The 20,935-nt window shown below is 56.9% G+C and carries 19 protein-coding genes; 6 read left to right on the top strand and 13 right to left on the bottom strand.

The window, feature by feature from the left end; genetic code table 11:
• Window positions 1–273: 273 nt before the first annotated feature.
• Both ACFWW4_RS11495 and ACFWW4_RS11490 read right to left on the bottom strand, forming a co-directional pair.
• On the bottom strand, window positions 274–525 hold the full coding sequence (locus ACFWW4_RS11495; RefSeq protein WP_411890970.1) for a transposase: 252 nt from the start codon (window positions 523–525) through the stop codon (window positions 274–276).
• A 116-nt stretch (window positions 526–641) separates the two neighbouring features.
• Window positions 642–1,583, bottom strand: a complete 942-nt coding sequence (locus ACFWW4_RS11490; RefSeq protein WP_411890969.1) for a hypothetical protein — start codon at window positions 1,581–1,583, stop codon at window positions 642–644.
• 351 nt (window positions 1,584–1,934) lie between these two features.
• Between ACFWW4_RS11490 and ACFWW4_RS11485 the strand changes: the two genes are divergently transcribed.
• Genes ACFWW4_RS11485 through ACFWW4_RS11475 form a run of 3 tightly spaced genes read left to right on the top strand, consistent with a single transcriptional unit; the run spans window position 1,935 to window position 5,765 of the window.
• Complete coding sequence (locus tag ACFWW4_RS11485) at window positions 1,935–2,954, top strand: glycosyltransferase family 2 protein (protein ID WP_411890968.1); 1,020 nt, start codon at window positions 1,935–1,937, stop codon at window positions 2,952–2,954.
• Window positions 2,951–3,868: a glycosyltransferase gene (locus tag ACFWW4_RS11480; protein WP_411890967.1), complete on the top strand. Its 918-nt coding sequence runs from the start codon at window positions 2,951–2,953 to the stop codon at window positions 3,866–3,868. Before ACFWW4_RS11485 ends, ACFWW4_RS11480 begins: the two co-directional genes overlap by 4 nt.
• Window positions 3,869–3,887: 19 nt before the next feature.
• A complete protein-coding gene (locus ACFWW4_RS11475) occupies window positions 3,888–5,765 on the top strand; it encodes an AAA family ATPase (RefSeq protein ID WP_411890966.1) in 1,878 nt (625 codons plus the stop codon).
• 313 nt (window positions 5,766–6,078) lie between these two features.
• Here the strand turns inward: ACFWW4_RS11475 and ACFWW4_RS11470 are convergent, their stop codons facing one another.
• The gene (locus ACFWW4_RS11470; RefSeq protein ID WP_411890965.1) at window positions 6,079–7,059 is read right to left on the bottom strand and encodes a glycosyltransferase family 2 protein; all 981 of its coding nucleotides are present in this window, start codon (window positions 7,057–7,059) and stop codon (window positions 6,079–6,081) included.
• On the bottom strand, window positions 7,059–8,072 hold the full coding sequence (locus tag ACFWW4_RS11465) for a glycosyltransferase family 2 protein (protein ID WP_411890964.1): 1,014 nt from the start codon (window positions 8,070–8,072) through the stop codon (window positions 7,059–7,061). The genes ACFWW4_RS11470 and ACFWW4_RS11465 overlap by 1 nt, the downstream gene beginning before the upstream one ends.
• Window positions 8,073–8,255: 183 nt before the next feature.
• On the opposite strand from ACFWW4_RS11465, the gene ACFWW4_RS11460 reads away from it, so the two are divergent.
• Entirely contained in the window at window positions 8,256–9,062 is an 807-nt protein-coding gene (locus tag ACFWW4_RS11460; RefSeq protein ID WP_411890963.1) for a family 16 glycosylhydrolase, read from the top strand.
• The gene (locus ACFWW4_RS11455) at window positions 9,055–10,275 is read left to right on the top strand and encodes an O-antigen ligase family protein (protein ID WP_411890962.1); all 1,221 of its coding nucleotides are present in this window, start codon (window positions 9,055–9,057) and stop codon (window positions 10,273–10,275) included. Before ACFWW4_RS11460 ends, ACFWW4_RS11455 begins: the two co-directional genes overlap by 8 nt.
• 2 nt (window positions 10,276–10,277) lie before the next feature.
• Here the strand turns inward: ACFWW4_RS11455 and ACFWW4_RS11450 are convergent, their stop codons facing one another.
• Genes ACFWW4_RS11450 through ACFWW4_RS11435 form a run of 4 tightly spaced genes read right to left on the bottom strand, consistent with a single transcriptional unit; the run spans window position 10,278 to window position 14,652 of the window.
• Window positions 10,278–11,180, bottom strand: coding sequence for a polysaccharide pyruvyl transferase family protein (locus ACFWW4_RS11450; protein WP_411890961.1), 903 nt, complete (start codon window positions 11,178–11,180; stop codon window positions 10,278–10,280).
• Window positions 11,180–12,679: an oligosaccharide flippase family protein gene (locus ACFWW4_RS11445; RefSeq protein WP_411890960.1), complete on the bottom strand. Its 1,500-nt coding sequence runs from the start codon at window positions 12,677–12,679 to the stop codon at window positions 11,180–11,182. The genes ACFWW4_RS11450 and ACFWW4_RS11445 overlap by 1 nt, the downstream gene beginning before the upstream one ends.
• 10 nt (window positions 12,680–12,689) lie before the next feature.
• On the bottom strand, window positions 12,690–13,916 hold the full coding sequence (locus ACFWW4_RS11440) for a polysaccharide biosynthesis/export family protein (RefSeq protein ID WP_411890959.1): 1,227 nt from the start codon (window positions 13,914–13,916) through the stop codon (window positions 12,690–12,692).
• Window positions 13,917–13,935: 19 nt separating this feature from the next.
• On the bottom strand, window positions 13,936–14,652 hold the full coding sequence (locus ACFWW4_RS11435; protein ID WP_411890958.1) for a sugar transferase: 717 nt from the start codon (window positions 14,650–14,652) through the stop codon (window positions 13,936–13,938).
• 415 nt (window positions 14,653–15,067) lie between these two features.
• Here ACFWW4_RS11435 and ACFWW4_RS11430 point away from each other — a divergent pair, with 415 nt between their 5' ends.
• Complete coding sequence (locus ACFWW4_RS11430) at window positions 15,068–15,919, top strand: Stf0 family sulfotransferase (RefSeq protein ID WP_411890957.1); 852 nt, start codon at window positions 15,068–15,070, stop codon at window positions 15,917–15,919.
• Here the strand turns inward: ACFWW4_RS11430 and ACFWW4_RS11425 are convergent.
• From ACFWW4_RS11425 to ACFWW4_RS11405, 5 genes are all read right to left on the bottom strand, one after another.
• Window positions 15,916–17,049 (bottom strand): glycosyltransferase, encoded by a 1,134-nt coding sequence (locus tag ACFWW4_RS11425; RefSeq protein ID WP_411890956.1) that lies wholly within the window; start codon window positions 17,047–17,049, stop codon window positions 15,916–15,918. The two genes, ACFWW4_RS11430 and ACFWW4_RS11425, sit on opposite strands and share 4 nt — an antisense overlap.
• Window positions 17,050–17,244: 195 nt before the next feature.
• Entirely contained in the window at window positions 17,245–17,856 is a 612-nt protein-coding gene (locus ACFWW4_RS11420; RefSeq protein WP_411890955.1) for an ABC-type transport auxiliary lipoprotein family protein, read from the bottom strand.
• 3 nt (window positions 17,857–17,859) lie between these two features.
• On the bottom strand, window positions 17,860–19,038 hold the full coding sequence (locus ACFWW4_RS11415; protein WP_411890954.1) for an MlaD family protein: 1,179 nt from the start codon (window positions 19,036–19,038) through the stop codon (window positions 17,860–17,862).
• Entirely contained in the window at window positions 19,038–19,814 is a 777-nt protein-coding gene (locus ACFWW4_RS11410) for an ABC transporter ATP-binding protein (RefSeq protein ID WP_411890953.1), read from the bottom strand. Before ACFWW4_RS11410 ends, ACFWW4_RS11415 begins: the two co-directional genes overlap by 1 nt.
• Window positions 19,814–20,911 (bottom strand): MlaE family lipid ABC transporter permease subunit, encoded by a 1,098-nt coding sequence (locus ACFWW4_RS11405; protein ID WP_411890952.1) that lies wholly within the window; start codon window positions 20,909–20,911, stop codon window positions 19,814–19,816. Before ACFWW4_RS11405 ends, ACFWW4_RS11410 begins: the two co-directional genes overlap by 1 nt.
• Window positions 20,912–20,935: the final 24 nt, after the last annotated feature.

Raw genomic sequence — 20,935 nt, 5'->3', positions numbered from 1 at the left:
GCACCGCAGCAAGCGCGAAAAGCCTGAACAGAAAGGCGCTCGCGCTCAGTTCAGGCTGCTACCTTCCGCACCCGCAACACGTTGTTTTTCAACAGTGTCTGACGTCAGCGCCAATGGGACCATTTAGGGCTATTTGCTAAGAGAGTGTTTAGTGCTCATCGTCGCCATTGATGAGTGGACGATGAGAAAGACAACAAAGAGCCCTGGCGATGAACAGTTTGAGAAGTCGCGTCGGCGCGCACCTTTGAAATTGTCTCCTGCGGGTGGACGTATTCAAAGGCTGGGTCTTGGCTTCAGGCTTTGAAAGGGCACTCTCAAACTCCCGTAAGAGACCAACGGCGAAAGCCGGCGTGGGCCATTTTCTAGCGACCCAACTCGGGCGGCAAGTCCCGCCATGGCGATACCCCGCGCCCTAGCAAAAAAAATGGCATCGACAAAGAGCCGGTTGTCTGAACCGCTTCGCCCACGATCATCCAATTTTCCTGGTAAAAAATGTTCGATCCGGGCCCACTGCGCGTCGCTCAACGTGCATCTGCTCAAGATCGCCCCGTGTTTTTGATGTTAAATCAAAAAGGGACAAATGGGAATCCCTCAAATCAAGACACCGACTAATCATAGGCCGATACGTGCCGATAAACGCATCATACTTTGAGTTTATTGGTCTCACCGGATTGGAAAAAGAGTTGAAATTGTGTTTTGATTTTGACACAAATATCTGCCCAATTCTGACGGCAGTGGGGCAGATAGGATTGTTCGTACCAGTTGAACGACCGCGCCTGCATATTTTGCAACGCGAACGGGTCACGGCAAAGGTTGCGGGCGATTTTGGGCAGCTGCCGTAGCCCAGAAGTTTTCACCAGATCACTCGGGATCAATGTCTGCAGCCCGTAACTCAATTCGGTCACCACCGGTGTTCCGGCAGCAACAGCGCCGATGATCCGCGGGATTTCAAGGTGGTTTGACCGATAGGCGTGGATATTGATACAGCATCGCGATTGCGCGGCGATATCCTCGTAGACGACGCCAGAATGCGGTGAGATGGTCAAACCTGAGCCCTCCAATTCCGCGATAACCTGTTGTCGGCGTGGGGTCATGGCACCGACAAAGCAGATATCATAAGGCCGGTCGGCAGGTGGAACCGTCCGGTCGATCAGTGCGGGATCGACGCCAATATCGAACCCCAGAACCGGTATGTCCAATTGCCGCTGAAGCCGCCGGGTTTGCGGCGCGAAATAATCCAGCAACAGGTCGAAGCCGGATTGCTTTTCGGCCAGCATGCGGCGCTTGCGGCGGATCGCACTCCACCCAACCTTGCTGAGTTGCAGCGGGTTTCCCATGACCGACACAATCGAAAAGTTCAGATAGACGTAAAAACATCCCGGTCGCCGCCGATGCGGTTGGAAACCTTCTCCGATCACAAAGATGACGGCGTTGTCGGGATGTGTCGCGTTGTCGATCTCATCGCAGACGATCAATCCGGTATCGGGACCAAAATGCTTGGCTAACTCCGCGTGAATAAAGCGGGCCACATGGCTGATGTGATCAAAACTCACCTTCTGGATGATCAAGGCGGCGGATGTCATGAATTCTCCCAACCCTTATATATTGCAAGTCTGACAGGTGTGATCACGCCCGACTACGCAAAATCATGCCCTTTTCAACAATGCTTCAGGGGGTGGCTTGCCCCCCGCTTCTTGATTGAAAACCAAGCCCTTTTGTCGGGCATATTGCATACAAACTGCTGAAATAACCGGCTGCATCCGATGGGGTGTCCAAAACCTGCCGGTTCACCGGCAATGATTGGCCGACCGGGTGCGGACTACCGTGTGCTTGTGAAAACGCCCCCGTATCCTGACCCCACTCTGTTGATTGTGATTTTCCGTGTGCGACTTCTGTTCCCCTGAACACCCACTCTCGCTGTACGAAAGCCCCTGATGCCGCAAGAAACTGAAGCCGAAATGCCGGTTGTGTTTGATCCGCTGGTTGTCATCCCCTGCTTGAACGAGGCCGACCATATCGGTCGTATCCTGCGCCAACTGGTGCCAGCCATGCAGCGCCTTGGCGGGCGCATCGTGGTTGTCGATGGTGGCAGCACCGATGGCACCTTGGATATCGTGAATGATTTTGCGCTCAACGATGATCGTATTTCCCTGCTGCACAATCCCGACCGCATTCAAAGCTCGGGGATCAACCTTGCCGTGGCGCAGGATCATGGGCAGGCCACGCATCTGATCCGGATCGATGCCCATTGCGCTTATCCGGATAATTATTGTGACGTGCTGATGCAGCAGGCCGGATCGGTCTATGCCGACAGTATCGTCGTCAGCATGATTGCCGAAGGGCAGGCATCGCTGCAGCGGATCAATGCCGCAACACAGAATGCGCATCTGGGCAATGGCGGGTCAGCCCATCGCACCCTGCCAAGCGGGAGATATGTGGATCATGGACATCACGCACTGATCAGGATGGCGGCCTTTCGGTCGGTCGGCGGATACGATCCCGGGTTTGCCCATAATGAGGATGCCGAATTTGACTATCGGCTGCGGCAGGCCGGGCATCGGATATGGCTGACCCCTGCAACGGTTGTCACCTATTTTCCGCGCCCCACCTTGCCAGCACTGGCCCGCCAGTACTTCAACTATGGGGCGGGACGCGCGCGCAACCTGCTCAAGCACCGTGTTCTGCCCAAAATCAGACAGGCCAAGGTGATGATAGTACTGCCTGCCGTGGTGTTGGCGCTCCTCGCTCCCCTGCATCTGCTTTTTGCACTGCCGGCCTTGCTTTGGTGCGTCTATTGCCTGTGGACCGGCATTGGCATGGCTATTCGTAACCGCGACCCGGCACTGGCGCTTTGCGGGGTCGCTGCCATGATCATGCATTTTTCGTGGTCACTGGGTTTTTGGCAAAATGTCCTGCGCAGTGCGACGCGCTCCCTTGGAAAGGTGACGCCGTGAACCAACCGCTTGAGATATGCGTCTGCACCTATCGCCGCGCACAAGTCGTCGACACACTGGCATCCCTGCAGGCTTTGCGGCAGCCGGACGGATACGCAGTATCGGTATTGGTCATCGACAATGACGATGTGCCCAGTGCACGCCGGGCGGTCGAACAGATGGCCGAAACTGTCGATCTGCCGATCCGCTATGTGCATTGCCCGCAGGGTAATATCTCCATTGCGCGTAACGGGGCGCTTGCCCATTCGGACGCCCGGTTTCTGGCGTTTATCGATGATGATGAGGTGGCATCGCCTGACTGGCTGATACATCTGGTCGGGCAGATGGAAAAGGACGGGGCGGACGTCGTTCTTGGCCCGGTCGAGGCATCTTATCCGGATGGGGCACCGGCATGGATGCGACGCACGCGGATTCATGCGACAATGCCGGTCTGGGTCGATGATAGGATCATCACCGGATACACCTGTAACGTACTGATCGACCGCAACAGCGCTGCCTTGCAGGGCCGCAGCTTTGATCTGTCGCTAGGGCAGACAGGCGGTGAAGACACCGCCTTTTTCGCCAAGATCGTGACTGATGGGGGCGTGATTTCCTTCGCGCCCGATGCGCTGGTCACCGAGGCGATCCCGACCGACAGGGTCAGCTTTGGCTGGCTGTTGCGGCGACGTTTTCGGATGGGGCAAACCCATGGTCAACTGGTCGCCAAGGATGGGCCCTCAGTCCGGCTTTGGGTGATTACCATGTGCAAGGTCGCCTATTGCGCGGGCGCGGCGTTGCTTCAGGCGCCATTCACAGACCGCCGCAACATGGCGATTTTGCGGGGCACCCTGCATGTCGGTGCGCTCAACGGTCTTGCCGGTGGTCGGACATTGCGCCTCTACGGCCCCAATTTTCCACGCAAACAAAGGGAATGACCACAATGGGTCCCAAGCGATGAAAAATATTGGCCTGCGCATTCACGACGCCGATTTTGAGGCGGGACGACGCGCGACCGCTGAGGCGGCAACGCTTGGCGACCTGATCTCAGCCTTTCGTCGGCAATATATCCTGGTTCTGGTGTTTGCGGCGCTCGGCCTGCTTTTTGGCCTTGCGCATCACATAACGACGCCCAAACAATACTATACCTCGGCCACGATCCTCGTGGATGAACGGCGCAGCGAACTGGACGAACAGATCATCGCTAGCATCCCTTTCGCCCGCAATGACACATCGCTGTTGAACGAGATGCAGGTTCTCAAATCGCTTCAGCTGGCATCCGACGTCGTGGATCGCATTGATCTGCATGAGAATGAGATTTTCCTTTACCCACCGTCCTCACTGGCGCGTTCGGTACTGTCGGATGCTAAATCAATGGCTGCAGGGATGCTTGGTGCCGAAGAAGACGCAGCCGCGCCAACGGCGGCAGATCCTGACGCGCAACTGCAAAGACGCAAGCTACAGACCGCGGCGCGATTGCAGCGCGACATCCGGGTGGAGCGTATCGGGCTGAGTTTTTCAATCGAGATCAGCTATATCGGCCATGATCCCGACCTCGCTGCAATGATCGTGAACAGCTATGCCGATGCCTATCTCGACGACCGGATGAACGCCAATGCAGACGCCACAGAACGAACAGCGGCCTGGATGCGTAGTAGGCTGGACGCACTTGAACAGGATGCAGCCAATGTGCTGGCAGAGGCGGCAGCCTTACGCCAAAGCGATCCGACCCAGATCACCCGGCTACGCGAGCTGGCGCAACGGGCTTCCACGCTGGATGAATTGCATCAGACAATTTCGGCCCGCTATGAACAGATTTCGGTGCAGGGAAGCTTCCCCGTCAGCAACGGCCGCGTGCTGACCCGATCCATGGTGCCAAAGGAACCGGCACTGCCAAAAATGTGGCGAACGGTGTCGGTGACCATCATGCTGGGGCTGATGTTTGGTTTTCTGCTCGCCGTATTGCGCGAGGCCCGCGAACGCTTCTTCAGGGTCAGCACGGACGTGCATGATCACACGGGCCTCCCGTTTCTGGGCCACTTGCCCAGGATCAACGACGCAGAGATGACAGGCCGGGCAACACCCTCTGCGCCGACAAAACCGGCCGAACCGGTTGCCAAGGGCAAACCACCATTCGCGTTGCCGCCACACATGGCGTTTTCCGTCGCGCGTCCGAACACCATGTTCAGCCAAACGATCCGCAATATCCATGCATCCATCGCCTTTGGCGCGCCGGAGGGTGGCAAGATCGTCGCCGTCACATCAATGCTGCCTGAAGAAGGCAAAACCACGCTTGCAGTCAACTATGCAAATCTGGTCGCGCAATCGGGGGCGCGGTGCCTGCTCATCGACATGGATTTGCAAGGTGCGGGTTTCGATTGGGCACCAGCAGGGCCGGGGATTATTGACGTCCTTTCTGGTGACATCCCCCTGTCGGAATCCATCCACACGCTGGACGATACCGGATTACACATCCTTCCGTCAGGGGTGAAGGTCGATCAACCATTGTCAGGCGAAATCGGTTTCCAGCGAAAACTGAAGGCGCTGATGCCTGAGTTGCGCAAACATTATGATCACATCGTGCTGGATATGCCGCCACTCAGCAATGGGCGGGACGCCAAGGCGATGATCGGCTTGCTGGACAAGATCGTTATGGTTTGCGAATGGGGTGCGACGCCACGGTCACTTGTGACGCGATATCTCGCTCATGAGCCGGAGGTTTTCCAGAAGGTGACAGGCATCGCACTGAATAAGGTCGATGTCCGGAAATTGCGGAAATACGCACGCCCGGGTTGGCCGGAAAGCTACCTTACGCTGACCCCGCGCATGGCCTGAGCACCCGCAACAGTGGCGCCATGCCGCAAATTCCCGTATGCTCAAACCAGCATTGCGTACGGAGGACGTATTTTGCGGTTATTGGTATTTGTTGTGTTTGCTGCTGTGGCGGCCATCGCAATGGCAATCCATTCATATTTCGCGGGTGTGGGCGTCGCAGGCATCGCATTGCGTGTTTTCGCGGTTCTGGTTGTGTTGCAGATTGTCTATTTTCTGCTTTTGGTCGTAACGAGCCTGTTTTCACCGTCCAAAGACCAATCCACCGGGAAAGGCGACTTGGCAGGTACGCTTCCCGAAAGGGCCAAACGTAAAACTAACCCATCCGCGCGCTGACAAACGACAAGACCGCAGGATCCCGCTTTCCCAATAGCCTGATCAGCGCCCCCCTAAGGGCCAGCCTGATAACCTCTGATCGTGGCAGGGATGAGCCGACACGTAGCTGTGTATGGGATTTCACCAGACCGGTTGCACGCTGCTGTGCAGAATAACGAAAATCCGGATGCGACAGGAAACGATTGCGATCGGCCCGCTTGGCCAAAGCCCACGCCTTGCGCTGAAGGATGCCAACGGACCGTTTCAGCGCCAGTTCCCGCCTGAGATACCCCGCCTTGTCTCCAAAATCGCGGGTCGTGCCCTCTCCATTTTCGGCCCAAACGGCAAGTGGCTCCATCGCGACATAGATTGGCTCAGCAATGGCGAAGGTCCGCATATATTCCTGCAAGGTGGCACTGCAGTCGAAATGGATTTCAAGATCAGTCGCGGCATTGCGCGACCAGAACAAGCCGCCATTCGAAACCCCGATATCCGCCATCAGGCACAGGCGAAAAACATCCGGTTGGTAAAGCCCGCCCGCCAGCTTGTCATTCAGAATGCCGGTCTCGGACAAAGACGCATCGTTGGTTCCGCTCGCAAATTCAACGAACTGATTGCGAAAGACAATATCGACGCCGTGCCACTGGCAGGCGGTGATGTTGCAACTGATGAAATCAGGCAGAACGTAATTGTCATCCTCCAGCACGAAAAAGTAATCCGCATCGTGTGGATTGTCCCGACGAAAGCATTGGTCGATATTTTTTGATGCAAACCGCTGCGGTTGATTGTGATGATAGCGGATGCGCGAGTCATCCATCGCGGCGATAACGGCCCGACCGGATGCTGCGGGACAATCATCATATACATCGCAGACCCATCGGGCGGCGGTCTGCGCCTGCAGGCTTTCCAGACAACGCCGCAGCGCCGTGGGCCGTTGATAGGTCGGCGTCCTGACATGAACGAGAGGTTGGGCTTCGGCCATCATGACACCTTCTGCCCCGATAATCTGGCCCAGTCCTGCGGTGACCACTGGCTCGGATCACCGAAAATGGCACCGGGCTGGTCAGAAGCATCGCTTTTGCGCCACGCACGCGAAAGGGCAACTCGGCCCAGCTTTTTCAGTAACCCGGGCCTGCGGATGACGTCGTGCATAGCATGGGCAAACCGTCGATTCTTGATATGCTGCACAAGGGTTTCGAACGCGAGTGGCGCGTGAAGTGCCGCCCGCCGCGCTGCAAACGACGTCCTCAGATCATTCGGCAAATCAGGATAATGGGCCAGCAGGTCATCCTGCACCGCAATCATCGCGCGCACATCGTCCGGATGCAGCCGGTGGGACAGCGAATGCGCATGCCTGCGATAAAGGTAGTAGGACTGCGGCAACAAATACATGCGGCCTCCGTTCAACAAAAAGCGCATATAGAAATCGTGATCTTCACCAATACGAATATCTTCGCGGTAACGTAGGCCTTTCAGCGCGTCCCGCCGGATCATTGGTTTGAGATATCCCAGTTGCGGTGCGTCTGGTGCCGCTGAAACAAAGCTTGTCGCCGTCAGCCGTTGCGGCGTTTCGGGGCGGTCTGTCCCAAGCAATGTGCTCTTCGGACAAACGCTGCCCTCGGTCAGATAAGTCAGATCATCGCAGACGGCATCGGTTTGTAGGTTTTCGGCTTCGTCCAGCATCAGCGCGAACCGCTCCGGGTGGATAATGTCGTCGCTGTCCACAATCGCGACCCATTCACCGGTTGCCATTTCCAACGCGCGATTGCGGGCAGCGGCGGGACCGGCATTGGTGAAAGCTTCGATAATTCTCAACCGCGGATCGCCTGATGCGGCCTGGCGGGCCACCGACAGGCTCGCATCGCGCGAGGCATCGTCGGCCAGCAGGATTTCGATCTCCGAAACGCTCTGCGTCCTCACGGAATTCAGCGCCGCGCCGAGGTAATCGGCGGCATTGTAGTTTGCCATAATGACCGAAACGCGCGGACGTGCCAAAGTAGCCCCTTTTTCGAGTGTTTATGCAACTGCAGCATAGCATTTTCAGGACAAAATCTCATGCCATTGATGGCAGTCAGGTATGTTTCGGCGGCGATGCGCCGACATGGGCGCGGGTACTTTGTGTTTAGGGCTAAATATATGATAAGAAATATATAAAACAGGCCAGAGGGTGATGACCCAATGACGTTTTCGAGCCCGAATATCCACCAACTGAAAAAGACGCTGCGCGACATCATCATTGGCGTCGCTTGTCTGACGCCAATGCCTCTTGTCGCGCAGGATCTGCCCGCCGGATCCAGCTTTTTCGACGATTTTGATACACTGAATGAGGAGATCTGGGGTGTCTCAAGTGGCTGGGTCAATGGGGATTGGCAGAACTGTATGTGGTCTGCCGGTAATGTCGCGATCCGCCGCGGCGTTCTGACCCTGGGTTTCACGAAACAAGCTAATGCAAAGCGTGATTATACCTGTGGGGAAATCCAATCGCGGCATGTCTACGGGCATGGCACCTATGAGGCACGATTTCGCACCAGCACCGGCTCTGGTCTGAATGCAGCCTTCTTTACCTATATTGGTCCGCATCACGGCCAACCACATGATGAGATTGATTTTGAGGTCCTGACCCGCGACACCACAGCGGTCAGCCTGAACACCTATGTGAATGGCGAACCCAAAAACGGCAAACGGGTGCCGCTGCCGCAACCCGCTGATGACGGTTTTATCACCTACTCCTTTGTCTGGGATGCGACCGGCATTCGTTGGTATGTGAACGGAAAGATGCTGCATCAGACCCCGGCAGGTGCAGAACAGCCGATAAACGATCAGAAAATATATGCGAGTTTCTGGGGCAGTGATAGCTTTCCCAACTGGATGGGCCGGTTTGTTGAGCCGGACGAAGATTTGCTGATGGAAGTAGACTGGATTGCCTATACCGCCTTGGGTGAGCCATGCCAGTTCCCGGCATCGGTCGTCTGCAAGAATGAGTAGTGTCAGCCTCCATCCGCCGCGCCCCCAGCTTGATGTGATCACCATCAAACCCGACATGATCCTCGCGGTTGTAGCGCTCGGTGGGTTGCTGTTCGTCCCGGTCCTACGCTCCGCCGGGGCGCTGATCTTTCTGGCCTGCGGATCTGCGCTGGTGGCGCGGCGTCTGCAATTTCATATCCAGCTGAGCCTGAAATACTGGTACATCCTCGCCCTGCCGATCTTTTGCCTGTTATCGTCGGTCTGGTCGGAATATCCCGCATTGACGTTCCGGTTCAGCCTTCAATTGATGGCAACGGTTGGAATAGCGATATCAATCGCATCGGCGGTCTCGGCACGGGTGTTTTGCCAGACACTATTTGCCCTCTTCTCACTGGCGATGCTGGCCAGCATTTTATTCGGGGATGTCCGCAATGATACCGGCGCGTGGCTGGGTATTTACGGCAGCAAAAATGCACTTGCGGGGGCTGCAGCAACCTATGTCATCATCTGTGCCGCGCAGGTTCTGGATGGGTCGGCATCCTCGCGCTATCGGCTGCTGGCAGGCGCGGGGTTGATGGTTGGTATAGTCCTGTTGCTTTTGGCCCAGTCGTTAAGCGCGCTGCTGATCGTGCCGCCATCCTTGCTGATCCTGTTCCTTCTTCTTGCGCTCTATCGTTTATCACCGCTCCAGCAGGTCACGGTGATGATCTTTGCGGCTTTGGCATCCATCTTCATGATGTTGCTTATCGTGATTTTTTCCGACGCCCTGTTTGCGATGATGCTGGAAACAACCGGCAAGGATGTCACCTTGACGGGTCGGACCGAACTCTGGCGGATTGCCGTTGATCTGATCGCCGAACGACCGTTTTTCGGCATGGGCTATCAAGCCTTTTGGGTCAAGGGGCACGGCGCTGCCGAGGTGTTGTGGTACACGTTCGGCATTGAAAGCCGCAGCGGGTTCAACTTTCACAACACATATCTGTCGAATGCCGTGGAAATCGGCCTGGCCGGCGTGGCACTGCAGATTATCATCCTTTACGGCGCCGCGATTGCCGCTCTCATATGGGCGTTGCGGACAAGATCGGCAGAGGCATCATTGCTCTTCATTCTGGTCATGATGGTCGTGATGGTCAGCTTCGTCGAAGTGCCAATTTTCTTTCAGTTTTCACTCCGCAGCGTGATCGTCATCTGCGCCTTTGTCTTTGCTCTGCGCGGGCTCTCTAACGCACGCTAGGCTTAGGCAAACGCCTGTCTGCGTCCGTATTTTGCAATCAACCCATCGATAGCCGTCATCGCCCGATCCGTCGCCCTTTCCATAGCGGCGTCAGATGACAGGTTGGGCGCGGCGCGGGCGAGTTTCTGCAGGCTGCGGGCGGCCATATGCTGGCAGGCTGTGTTGAACGGTTGCGCCGGCCGACTTGCGCATACGGCCATGGCACGGGGGCCCGAACCGGCGCGCCCGGTGCCCAAGGCCCAGGCTTCGCGCAGGTTCGATGGAAACAGGAATGCCGGGTTATAGTCGATCTCCAGCGCCTTTGCCCAATCATGCCATTTGAAACGATGCACATGATGCATGGTCCGCACCCCAATCCATGGGGTGCGCAACGCGTCGGACACGATGGCGCCATGCATGGCTTCGGCAATGACAAGGTCCGCACCAAGGATCTGCGCGATAACTTCAGCAGGCGGGCGTGACGGATCAATGAACGTGATCCCGGCCAGATCGCACACGACTTTCCAATTGCCCCGCTCGATGCTTTCGTAATGCGGGATGAACCCAATTTTGATGTTCGGCGCCGCGTCCGGCAGCGGTGTTTCACGCAGCAAGATGGCAGCATCAGCCACCGCAAAATCGGGGTGCAACCCCAGCGCTTCGGTCGTTTGCGGACCGCGGACAAAATGAAACTCCCAGGTGCCATCATGCACGTCCGGTTTACGCGTGTAGCCGCCGTAACCTGACCCTACCACAATCTTTCTGGCGTCCTTGGGGTAGTTGTGCTGAATCACCGACCCGATCCCGACAAAGAGTTCTGAGGGGTCGTCGTCAAAGAAATCAACAGGCAGTAGGTCGGACCACATGGTCGCGTTCAGTTCATCGCCAAAATTGGGCGGATCGCCCTGAAAATATGTCAGTTTCATCAGATGGGCTTCTCTTTTCGGGGGAAATACTGGTGGATCTCAGCGATACGCTGACGTGACAAAAGCAGGATCGTTGGAACATAGATCAGGGCGGCCACCAGAAGTTGCAGCACCACCAGTGCCGTCTGGCTGGCTTCGGCTAACAGATATGGAACCGACAATACGCTGCCTGCCATAATCAGCGTCGCCGCAACCGGACGCAGAAAGCCCGCCAGATAATCCAAAGGGCCGCATCCCAGCAGTCTGGTGGTCATGATGACAGATATGGGCCAAAGCAACACACTCTTGCCGACCAACACCATCATCAGGGTCGGCAAGCCGTAGCGATAGGTCAGCATGATGACAAGCACAGACGTACCTTGCTGGGCCAGTTGATAATAGAACCACCATTGCGCCTTGCCCTGGCTCTTGATCAGTGACGCCTGCACGACGCCAACCCCGGCCAGAACCCCGGCAATACAGAATAGCTGAACCGGAAATGCGGCGTGCCCCCATCTGTCATCCAGCAGAACATCCAGCAGATCTGGCACTGTGATCGCGACAATGCAAAACATCGGCATACTGACAGCGGCGGCGACAAAGCTCGCCATGCCAAAGGCTCTGACCGCCTTGTCCTGATCATCCTGCAGGGTCGACAACAGCGATAGCGTGACCGATGACAGCGCCCCGCCGACAAGTTGGGTCAGCATGGCGTAGAACCGCTGCGCGAACATGAAAACGCCGAGCATCGCCGTGCCGCCCAAGATACCGAGCACAAGGTGATCCAGCTTAATCATCGACAACATGCGATCACCGGATGCAAACAGGCCATAGCCTGAGATATCCTTCAGCGCCGACAAGCCAAAGGAACGACCAGGGCGCCAACGTGACACCCAGAATGCCATGGCGCAGGACACCAGGCTTGCCGCGACCTGGCTTACGACAAGGGCCCAGTAACCATAGCCCGACAACAGCATCGCAACACAGATGATCACGCTGACAAGTGTCGCGACCGCAGTGCGCACGGCGATCAGCTTGAACTTCATCGACCTGATGATCATCGCGTTGGGAACGGCCGCCGCCATCTCAAGCGGGATCTTGAACGCAAGAACAGGCAGGATCGCCGCGATATCCGCATGGCCCAGCGCCCCGGCAATCACCGGGGCGGCCACAACCAAGGGGGCAAAACAAAGCAGGCCGAATCCGATAGTCAGCCAAAACACCGTATCTGCATGGTTCTGTGTCAACACCTTGCGCTGTACCAGCGCCTCACCAAATGCCACAGGCGAAAAGGCGATGATGGAAATCACCAGACCGCTCGCCAATCCGACCAGGCCGAAATCGGCGGGTGACAGAAACAATGCGCTGACAAAGAACACGGCAGCAGCGCTGATTGTCGGGATCAGTGTCTGCAGCGACGACCACATCACGCCAAACACGGCAAGGGCGGACCGCCCTGATGTCAGATGAGGGTGATAGCCATTGAAATCTGACTTTGCGATGGCGCTGGAGGAACGCATCGGCGATGCGTCAGTTTGACGGCGCGTCGGTGGCGACGTCCGCAAACATCACCTCGACCACGTCGCCGGGCATTAGGATAGTCGCAACGTCACCTGCGAATGTGCTGCCACCATCGCGGGCGCGGGTCACGGTATAACTGACCTCTGCCGTTGCGGGATCCATTTCTGGCATCAGGCTGGCATGCCGCCCCGCCGCAGCGGCAAGCAGGTCATACTGACCGGCAAGCTGCGCTTCGGTTTCGGCAATATTGGTGTTGACCTCTTGCAGTGTGGCGGCATTTTCCTCGTTGCGCAGGGCAAGCAATAAGCCCTCGCTGCGTTCCAGCGCCTGCATTTCCTGCCGCGCAAGCAGGATGGATCGCTCGATATCCAGCAGACGGCTTTCCAGATCGTTGACATAGCTCAGCCGCTCAAACACCCGGATCGGTGTGGTCAGGCCACGTTCGACCAGGTCCTCGCTGCGCCCCAGTTCCGCCTTCCCGGCCTCAAGCTGGGCACGGTTTGTCGCCAGCTTATCTTCCAGCACACCCATCGCTTCATTGAGCGAGGCGCGGGCTCGCGCGAGCGAGGTCAGTTCATGATCGTAACGGGCATTGCGCGCAGTCAGAATAGCCTCCTCTGCCGCCCACGCGGCTGGATCGAGGGTGCCATCGGGGTTTTCAACCGTCTCGGCGCCACCAAGTTCAGCCGTCAGGCGGGCGCGTTTCGCTGTCAGATACATCAACTCATTTTGCAGAACGCTGATCGTGCCGCGGGCGCTGAGAAAGTTACGCTCCTCCCCGGCAACTGGTTTGATCCCCACAAGGCCACCGGCCAATGCCGTGGCCTGCAAGACGGTCAGGGCCGGTTTGTAGTCATAAGCGCCAGGGCTTTGCACCTGACCGGAGACATAGATCGGCGCATAGCTTTCCACGCTGACCGCGACCCGGGCGCTCTGACCGATCCCAACATAAGGCGTCATGGCGGCCTCGACCGCGCTTGCAATTTCTGCCGTGGTCAGTTCCGCGGCGGCCAAGGCACCTGCCAAAGGCAATGCGATGTTGCCATCGGCGTCAACCGGGTAACTGCCTGACATGTTCGGAACATCCGCGACAACCGTATTGATCTCATCCCAGATCGCCACCTGCACATTCAGGTGGTCATTGACGCCCACGCGGTATCCATCGGCCACAGCAATCGTGGCCACGACCAAAGCGTAAACACCCAAAAGGCATCCAATGAAGCGTCTTAACGGCATCATGCATCCAGAACTGGGATTAATACGATCCCTTAGAGAGCAAAACGGCGGGAACCGTACGGGCGATAATCAGCAGGTCCTGCGAAAACGACCAACGCTGCACATAGCTGGTGTCGAACGCGATCCGTTCGTCGTAGGTGGTATCGCTGCGGCCACTGATCTGCCAAAGGCCGGTTAGTCCGGGGCGACTGCGCAGATAGTGGGGCGCCGCGCTGCCATAGATATCAAGTTCGTCCTGCACGACCGGACGCGGCCCCACAAGGCTCATATCGCCGCGTATCACGTTGATCAGTTGTGGCAGTTCATCAACGCTATAGGAGCGCAGTACGGCACCAATGCGGGTCACCCGGGGATCGTTGCGCAGTTTTCGGTTCTGCTCCCACTCCGCCTTCTCATCGGGATGGTTAGCAAGGTAGCTTTCAAGGACCGCGTCGCCGTTGGTCACCATGGTCCGGAACTTCCAGCAACGAAAGCTTCTGCCACCATTACCGACCCGGATGTGACCATACAGGACGGGGCCCGTGGACGACACTTTGACCGCCAGCGCCACCAAAGCAAACAGCGGCAACAGCCCGACCAGTCCACAGGTTGCCAGACACAAATCAAATATACGTTTTGTCCAGCCACCTGTGACAGAGGCCTTTGAAATCGCAATTGTTGCAGTCCGCTTACCCCCAAATCCCTGCAAGCGTTTTTCGTCGAGAGCGGTAAAACCCACACTTTCCAAAGTCGGCATCGGCACACTCCTGAGTTTCGCGATTACGATGATCTTACTCAGTGTTATCGTCAAATGTGCAATTGCAGCATTTCATCCACACGTTGAAAGAAAACGGCGAGAAACCGCCATTGCATCTGCCGGCGCCATGCAGTGAATGCCTATTGTTTCTACATTGAGATCAATATGATGCATCTGTTTCCATTTTTTTATTACATAATATCAGTATGTTATGTGGTATTGCCGGATTTCCGCGCGTTTGGTGTCAAAAATACGCCGATGGCAAAGGTGAGGACCAGACAATCCACGCCAATTCGCGCTCGAAACTGCACTGCAGCATAAACGCCCTCATGACGTGCAGTTTGATCCGCTAGACTCGTCCGCGAATCCTGCGCGAATCCCGCCAGAGACGAGACCCAGACAAGGGGCCAGACCAATGTCAGATTTCACTCAAAAACCGGACATTCCGGATGGCTTGTGGCAGCGCCAGTTTGATCCGGCCCATGACTTTCCCAAAACCGACCCTGCGATAAAAGTGGCCCTTTGCACGACACCGCGATGTGGCAGCCATTTTCTGGGTCATCAGTTACACGCCACTCGCGCGTTCGGCTATCCGCTGGAATATCTCAACCCCGGTAACTGGGATGTCTGGACACAGCGGGCAGGCAACATGAACACGCTTGATTTCATCAAGTCGGTGCGGACAGGTCCCAATGGCGTATTTGCCATCAAACTCCATCACGAACACCTGTCCGATTTTCTCAGAGAAGAGCCGGAGCCGCTGACATACAAGTTCATTCACTTGTGTCGACGCGACCTGATCAAACAGGCGATTTCCTTTGCCCGCGCCCAACAGACCGGTGCCTGGATTTCAGATATGCCCGAAACTGCACCGGCCCGGTATGACCGGGCGCTGATCGTAGCCAAAGTAGATGCAATTTCGCGCGGCAATGCCGATTGGCAAAGCTTCCTACGCAGCGTGGGGATCAACCCGCTGCAACTCTATTACGAGGATATCGTCGCAGACGCGCCAGCAGCCATTGCCCAAATCGCGGATTATCTGGATGTGGATATCAGCCAAGTAGACGCCGCCCCACCATCATTCTCTCCCCAAAAGCAAAAGAAGACCTATCAGGAAGACTGGGGTGCAAAGTTCGCCGCAGATAACAGGGCGGCACTGGCATCCGGGCGTGCAGTTCCTGGTGTTGTACAGGGCGGTAGGCCAGCGGCGGTGTCACCGCGTCTCAAAAAGATGGCAAAACGCCTGATGGGAAAGGCTACGACCTAATCCCCTGCCTGCATCACCGGGGTCAACGCATCCTGAATATCTGCGGGGCGCAGCATAAAACGGGCGTCATCCATCGCCAAAAGGCGTTGGGATATCTCCTCAATCCGATCGCGATCCAGATCTTCCAGCAGATCAATCAAAGCGGCCGCTGTCGGCTGATCGATGGTAAAGCCAAGGCCATCCGCCGCGACCTTGCGCCCTGTTTCGGTGTCAGCGACCGCAATGGACGGGCAGCCAAAACAGCTTGCTTCATAGATCCGATTGGGCAGCAACCAGTCCGAATTTGCCCCCCGTTGCCAAAGATCTTGCGCCCAGACCAGATCACAACTGGCGTATACATCGGCCAGCCCGGTGGGATAGTCATAGGTGCCGAAATAGGTGACATTGTCACGCTTGGCGATTTCATCGTCGAAATCCGGCACGGCATGCCGATGCACATTCCCATGAATACGCAAGGTGATCCTGTCGCCAAAATGATCGGCCGCTTGCATCAACACACTCAGGCTCGGCGCGCAGCGGATCGAACCGACCCAGCCAAGCGCAAGCACCGCGCCGGGCGTGCGTCTCTTCGGTCGGGGGACCGGGGGTCCGTCAAACCACAGCTTGTTTTCGATGATACTGTGTGGTCCGCGATAGTTCTGGATGGCCGCGAAGTAGTGCGTGACAAACCCGGGCGAGGATACGATCAGCAACTGGGTACGCGCCAATAACCGCCTTTCGCACCAGCGCATGACCGTGCCGACCGGACCAGATTTCGTGAACAACCCGTGGATATCAAGACACTCATAAACCAACGGGACATCGCGCATGCCGCACAGGCTTTTAGCCGCCCACGCGACCACCAGCAGATCAAAGTTGCGCGCGATAAGCAGGTCAACACTCTTCAGCGCATCGCGCTTCCGCACGACAATTCGGATTGCGCGCAAAATGCCGATGATCCGTTTGCCATAGCTTTCATTTGCCACAAAGCCGAGATCGATATTGGCCCAGTCAGGGGTGAATTGCGCATTCATGTTGCCGCGCCGAAACGCAGCAGAGATCACATCATGCCCCAGCATTTTCAGGCTCCGGATACGCCGGATTTGCGATGCTTCGGTCAGATCAAATGCAAAAACAAGGATACGGGCCACGCGTGATATTCCTTGCTGGCCCGCTTCCGGGCGGTCTACGCCGTGTTCGTCAGACAGCAGCGTTGACCGACCCCCAACCTGATGTCAAACGCCCGCGGATGGGTGGCAATGAACCTCGGCGCAAGGCCGCCGACAACGGCATCACAGATCGGCTACATGCGGTAAGATCGAAAACCGAACGATCGTCAAGAATGTTCAGGCCCGCGCCCCGATCCACCGCACGGCGTCTGGTAGCAGTGCGTCCAGGATCTGCTGAAATGCCTGGACGACCGGGACTGCCAGATCGTTGCTGGGCAATGCAGAGCCTTCGAAACGGCGTGTTCCAATCACACGCTGATCCCTATCGCGTAAAACGGTGATGTTCATTTGGACCACTGCTTTGAAGCTGCCATCTGGAAGCGCGTCCACGCCAAACTGGTCGATCCGGGTCAGAACAACGAAATCAGGAACGGGGCCTGCCGCTTGTGGCCCGACGAAGCCGAACTGTCCACTGAAGGACAGTGACCTTATCAGCAACGACTGGACCAGCAGCGGAACTTCATCCGCCCAGCGGACATCGGGCAGGTAGGCCACTGAGATTGGCGTTGGTTTGATCAGTATCCGGTCTGTTACGATTGTCGCCGGGGCGGTGGGTACGAGAACCAGCAAGCTTCGGGTGCCACGCTGTCCGCCCTCAAGTTCGACGGGGTTCAAATCGTAGGTATCCCGTGGTTGGGCGGCCTGATTGAGTGTGTTAAGCGCCGTGCAACCGGGCAATGAAATAGCACCTAATACAAAGAATCGGCGCGTCAGGAGCTGTCTGTTCATTATCTATCTCCGATAGTCGGGAACGCGGTCATCCAGCAGAAAGCGGGCCGGATCACGATTTATGCGGCGTACCAGATCGCTGATATTCTGGACCAGCGCGCGCGCTTCACCACCAAGCCGGCCAAAATCGCGCAGCCCCGGGCTTGCCGCAGCGATCCCTGCCCTTGCTTCACTCACGACGGCACGCAGATCTGCGACAATGGCAGGTATCTCGGGTGTAATCGTAGCGAGTGAATCGTTAAACGCCGTCATCGCCTCTCGCGCATCAGACAAAGCGGGACCAAGATCGGTCTCCATCAGACCATCGGCCCGCAGAAACGCCTGATCCGCGCTGGTAAGGGTCTGATCAAGCGTGTCCGATAACGGCGACAGGTCATCCTTGATCAACACGTCCATGGCTGAAAACGCCGCCTCTGCATTTGCGATTGCTGGTGCCAAGGCATCAAGTTGCTCACTTGCAAGATCAAAGGTTTCCGTAATTGTGGCCAATGTGTCGTCGGCCTGTTCGAGCGTGGATTGCGCCGTGTCCCCAATTTCATCGAGCTTATCGGTAAAGACTCTGATCTGCGACGTTGCTTCTTCTATCGTCCGCGAGACTTCCGAGAAGTCTTGGAGGGCGGCGTCCAGGTTGGCTGTGGCTGCATCGACGTTTTGCAAAATGTTTTGCACATATTCTTGATTTTCCGGCCCTGTGATGGACTGCAACTGTTCCATCAACAAAGCCGCATCCTCGAGAATATCGGGTGCGCTGCTTACCAGTGACTGGAAAGACGACCGGCGTGACGGAATGATTGGCGGCCCATCGGCCGATGCAGTCAAAAGTGCGGCACCGGGTGCGCCGCCTGATAAGGCGATGTAGGCGACGCCGGTTACACCAGACGATTCAAGCTGTGCCATCGTATCGACGGCCACGGGCGTATCGGCGTCGATTTCGATGCCGACATAAACGAGACTGGGGTCGTTTTCCCAGATACGAATGCCCACGACCCGTCCAACGCCAACGCCGTTGAACAGGACGTCGGCAGATTGATCGAGCCCGGCAACATTTTCGAAAAGGACCCCATATTGTGTAAGTTGACGATCAATCTGGACACTGGCCAGCCAGATGAAAAAGCCCAGGCCGCCAAGTATCCCCAGCAGCGTGAAAAGCCCGATCAGGACAAAATGTGCCCGCGTTTCCATCAAGCAGTATCCTTTTGCACAAGGGCGGCGCGTGCGCGCGGACCTTTGAAATAGGCCTGCACCCAAGGGTGATCTATCTCCTGCATATCCTTCATCGTGCCGGTTGCAAGAACCCTACGCTCGGCAAGCACCGCAACACGGTCACAGATGGCATGCAAACTGTCGAGGTCATGGGTCACCAGAAAGACGGTCAACCCAAGCGCGGATTGGAGCTGCGCGATCAGCGCGTCGAATGCGGCAGCCCCGATCGGGTCCAATCCCGCCGTCGGTTCGTCGAGGAATACAATTTCTGGATCAAGAGCGATCGCACGGGCAAAGCCCGCCCGTTTGCGCATGCCGCCTGACAACTCCGAAGGCATCTGGGACAGCGCGTTCTCGGGCAACCCCACCATCTTAACCTTGATCGCAGCCAGTGCGGCGCGGGTTTCGGGCGACAGGTCAAGTTGCTCACGCATCGGCGCCTCGACATTTTGCTGGACATTGAGGGACGAAAATAAGGCACCTCCTTGGAACATCACGCCCCAACGGCGACGCAAACGACGGTAGTCCGCGACTGACGTATTCCTGACATCCTCACCAAATACAGTGATCTTGCCCGCTGCAGGTTTCAACAGGCCGACAATGGCGCGCAGCAATACCGATTTCCCGGTGCCTGATCCGCCCACGACCCCGATGATTTCACCCCGCCGGACATCAAGGTCCAGCCCATCGTGCACCGTGTTCTTCCCAAATCGGGTCACCAGCCCTCGGACACTGATAATCGGCGCTGCTGTCATCAGACCCCCACGATCGAAAAGAAGATCGAAAACAAGGCGTCCGCCGCGATGACCAGAAAGATCGACAGCACTACCGAGGCCGATGTCAGGCTTCCCAAAGACTCCACATTGCCCTTGACCTGCATCCCTTGAAAACACCCGACGATGCCGATGATCAGGGCAAAGAAAGGGGCTTTGATCATACCAACGCCAAAGTGCCAGACGCCGGTATTGCTGGCCAAGCGAGACTGGAATACGCCGGGCGACACGCCAAGTTCGATCCAGGACATCAGCGCGCCGCCGATCAGCCCAGCCATATTCGCGATGACACCAAGAACCGGCAACATGAGGATCAGCGCCAAAACCCTTGGTACAACAAGAATTTCTACAGGATCGAGGCCAAGCGCGCGCAGCGCGTCGATCTCTTCACGCATTTTCATAGAACCGATAGCGGCCGTGAAGGCCGAGCCGGACCTGCCAGCGACAATGATAGCAGTCAACAAAATCCCGAGTTCACGCAAGATCGAGATCGCAATGAGGTCTACGACAAAGACTTCTGCCCCGAACTGTCGCAACTGCGTCGCGCCCTGGAAAGCCAGCACCACACCAATAAGAAACGACATCAGAAAGACGATAGGAACCGCGTTCAATCCGACCTGCTGCATGTGATGGACCAGCGATGTCCATCTTATGCGCGCCGGATGTAGAATCAGGCTCGCCAGTGTGGCGACCACCTGTCCCATGAAACCAATAATGCTAATTGTGGCGCCAAAAGCCGATGTTGCGCGGCGGCCTACCGCCTCAAGCTCATCTATGATGCCGGTTTGACCAGCGCCCGGATGTGCCGGGCCTGGCATATGGTCGCGAACAGTACGAAGAAGCCCATCCTGGGGTTCAGACGCACCTATGGTTTGCCCGGTCAGTCCGAGTTTTCTTTCCAGCGAAACCACCGCCCAGGCGCCCGCCGTATCCAGTCGACCCACGGCGCCTAGATCAATCACCTTCGCGTCATGGCTTTTGGGCGTGGACCAGTTGACTGCTTCGATGGTGCTGATCAACAGATCACCCTGCAACCGGAGGATTCCGTCGGTAAGGGTGATCTTGGGAGCCGTCGTCATCAATGCTCCACCATGATGCAGGTG

This window comes from Yoonia sp. SDW83-1 (assembly GCF_046762885.1).
Classification (GTDB): domain Bacteria; phylum Pseudomonadota; class Alphaproteobacteria; order Rhodobacterales; family Rhodobacteraceae; genus Yoonia.
This window is presented reverse-complemented; position numbering and strand designations above follow the sequence as displayed.

Coding starts and splice junctions, on each gene's coding strand:
- ACFWW4_RS11490 (WP_411890969.1), bottom strand. CDS start 1,583: ATGACATCCGCCGCCTTGATCATCCAGAAGGTGAGTTTTGATCACATC.
- ACFWW4_RS11485 (WP_411890968.1), top strand. CDS start 1,935: ATGCCGCAAGAAACTGAAGCCGAAATGCCGGTTGTGTTTGATCCGCTG.
- ACFWW4_RS11475 (WP_411890966.1), top strand. CDS start 3,888: ATGAAAAATATTGGCCTGCGCATTCACGACGCCGATTTTGAGGCGGGA.
- ACFWW4_RS11470 (WP_411890965.1), bottom strand. CDS start 7,059: ATGGCCGAAGCCCAACCTCTCGTTCATGTCAGGACGCCGACCTATCAA.
- ACFWW4_RS11460 (WP_411890963.1), top strand. CDS start 8,256: ATGACGTTTTCGAGCCCGAATATCCACCAACTGAAAAAGACGCTGCGC.
- ACFWW4_RS11455 (WP_411890962.1), top strand. CDS start 9,055: ATGAGTAGTGTCAGCCTCCATCCGCCGCGCCCCCAGCTTGATGTGATC.
- ACFWW4_RS11450 (WP_411890961.1), bottom strand. CDS start 11,180: ATGAAACTGACATATTTTCAGGGCGATCCGCCCAATTTTGGCGATGAA.
- ACFWW4_RS11445 (WP_411890960.1), bottom strand. CDS start 12,679: ATGCGTTCCTCCAGCGCCATCGCAAAGTCAGATTTCAATGGCTATCAC.
- ACFWW4_RS11440 (WP_411890959.1), bottom strand. CDS start 13,916: ATGCCGTTAAGACGCTTCATTGGATGCCTTTTGGGTGTTTACGCTTTG.
- ACFWW4_RS11435 (WP_411890958.1), bottom strand. CDS start 14,652: ATGCCGACTTTGGAAAGTGTGGGTTTTACCGCTCTCGACGAAAAACGC.
- ACFWW4_RS11430 (WP_411890957.1), top strand. CDS start 15,068: ATGTCAGATTTCACTCAAAAACCGGACATTCCGGATGGCTTGTGGCAG.
- ACFWW4_RS11420 (WP_411890955.1), bottom strand. CDS start 17,856: ATGAACAGACAGCTCCTGACGCGCCGATTCTTTGTATTAGGTGCTATT.
- ACFWW4_RS11415 (WP_411890954.1), bottom strand. CDS start 19,038: ATGGAAACGCGGGCACATTTTGTCCTGATCGGGCTTTTCACGCTGCTG.
- ACFWW4_RS11410 (WP_411890953.1), bottom strand. CDS start 19,814: ATGACAGCAGCGCCGATTATCAGTGTCCGAGGGCTGGTGACCCGATTT.
- ACFWW4_RS11405 (WP_411890952.1), bottom strand. CDS start 20,911: ATGACGACGGCTCCCAAGATCACCCTTACCGACGGAATCCTCCGGTTG.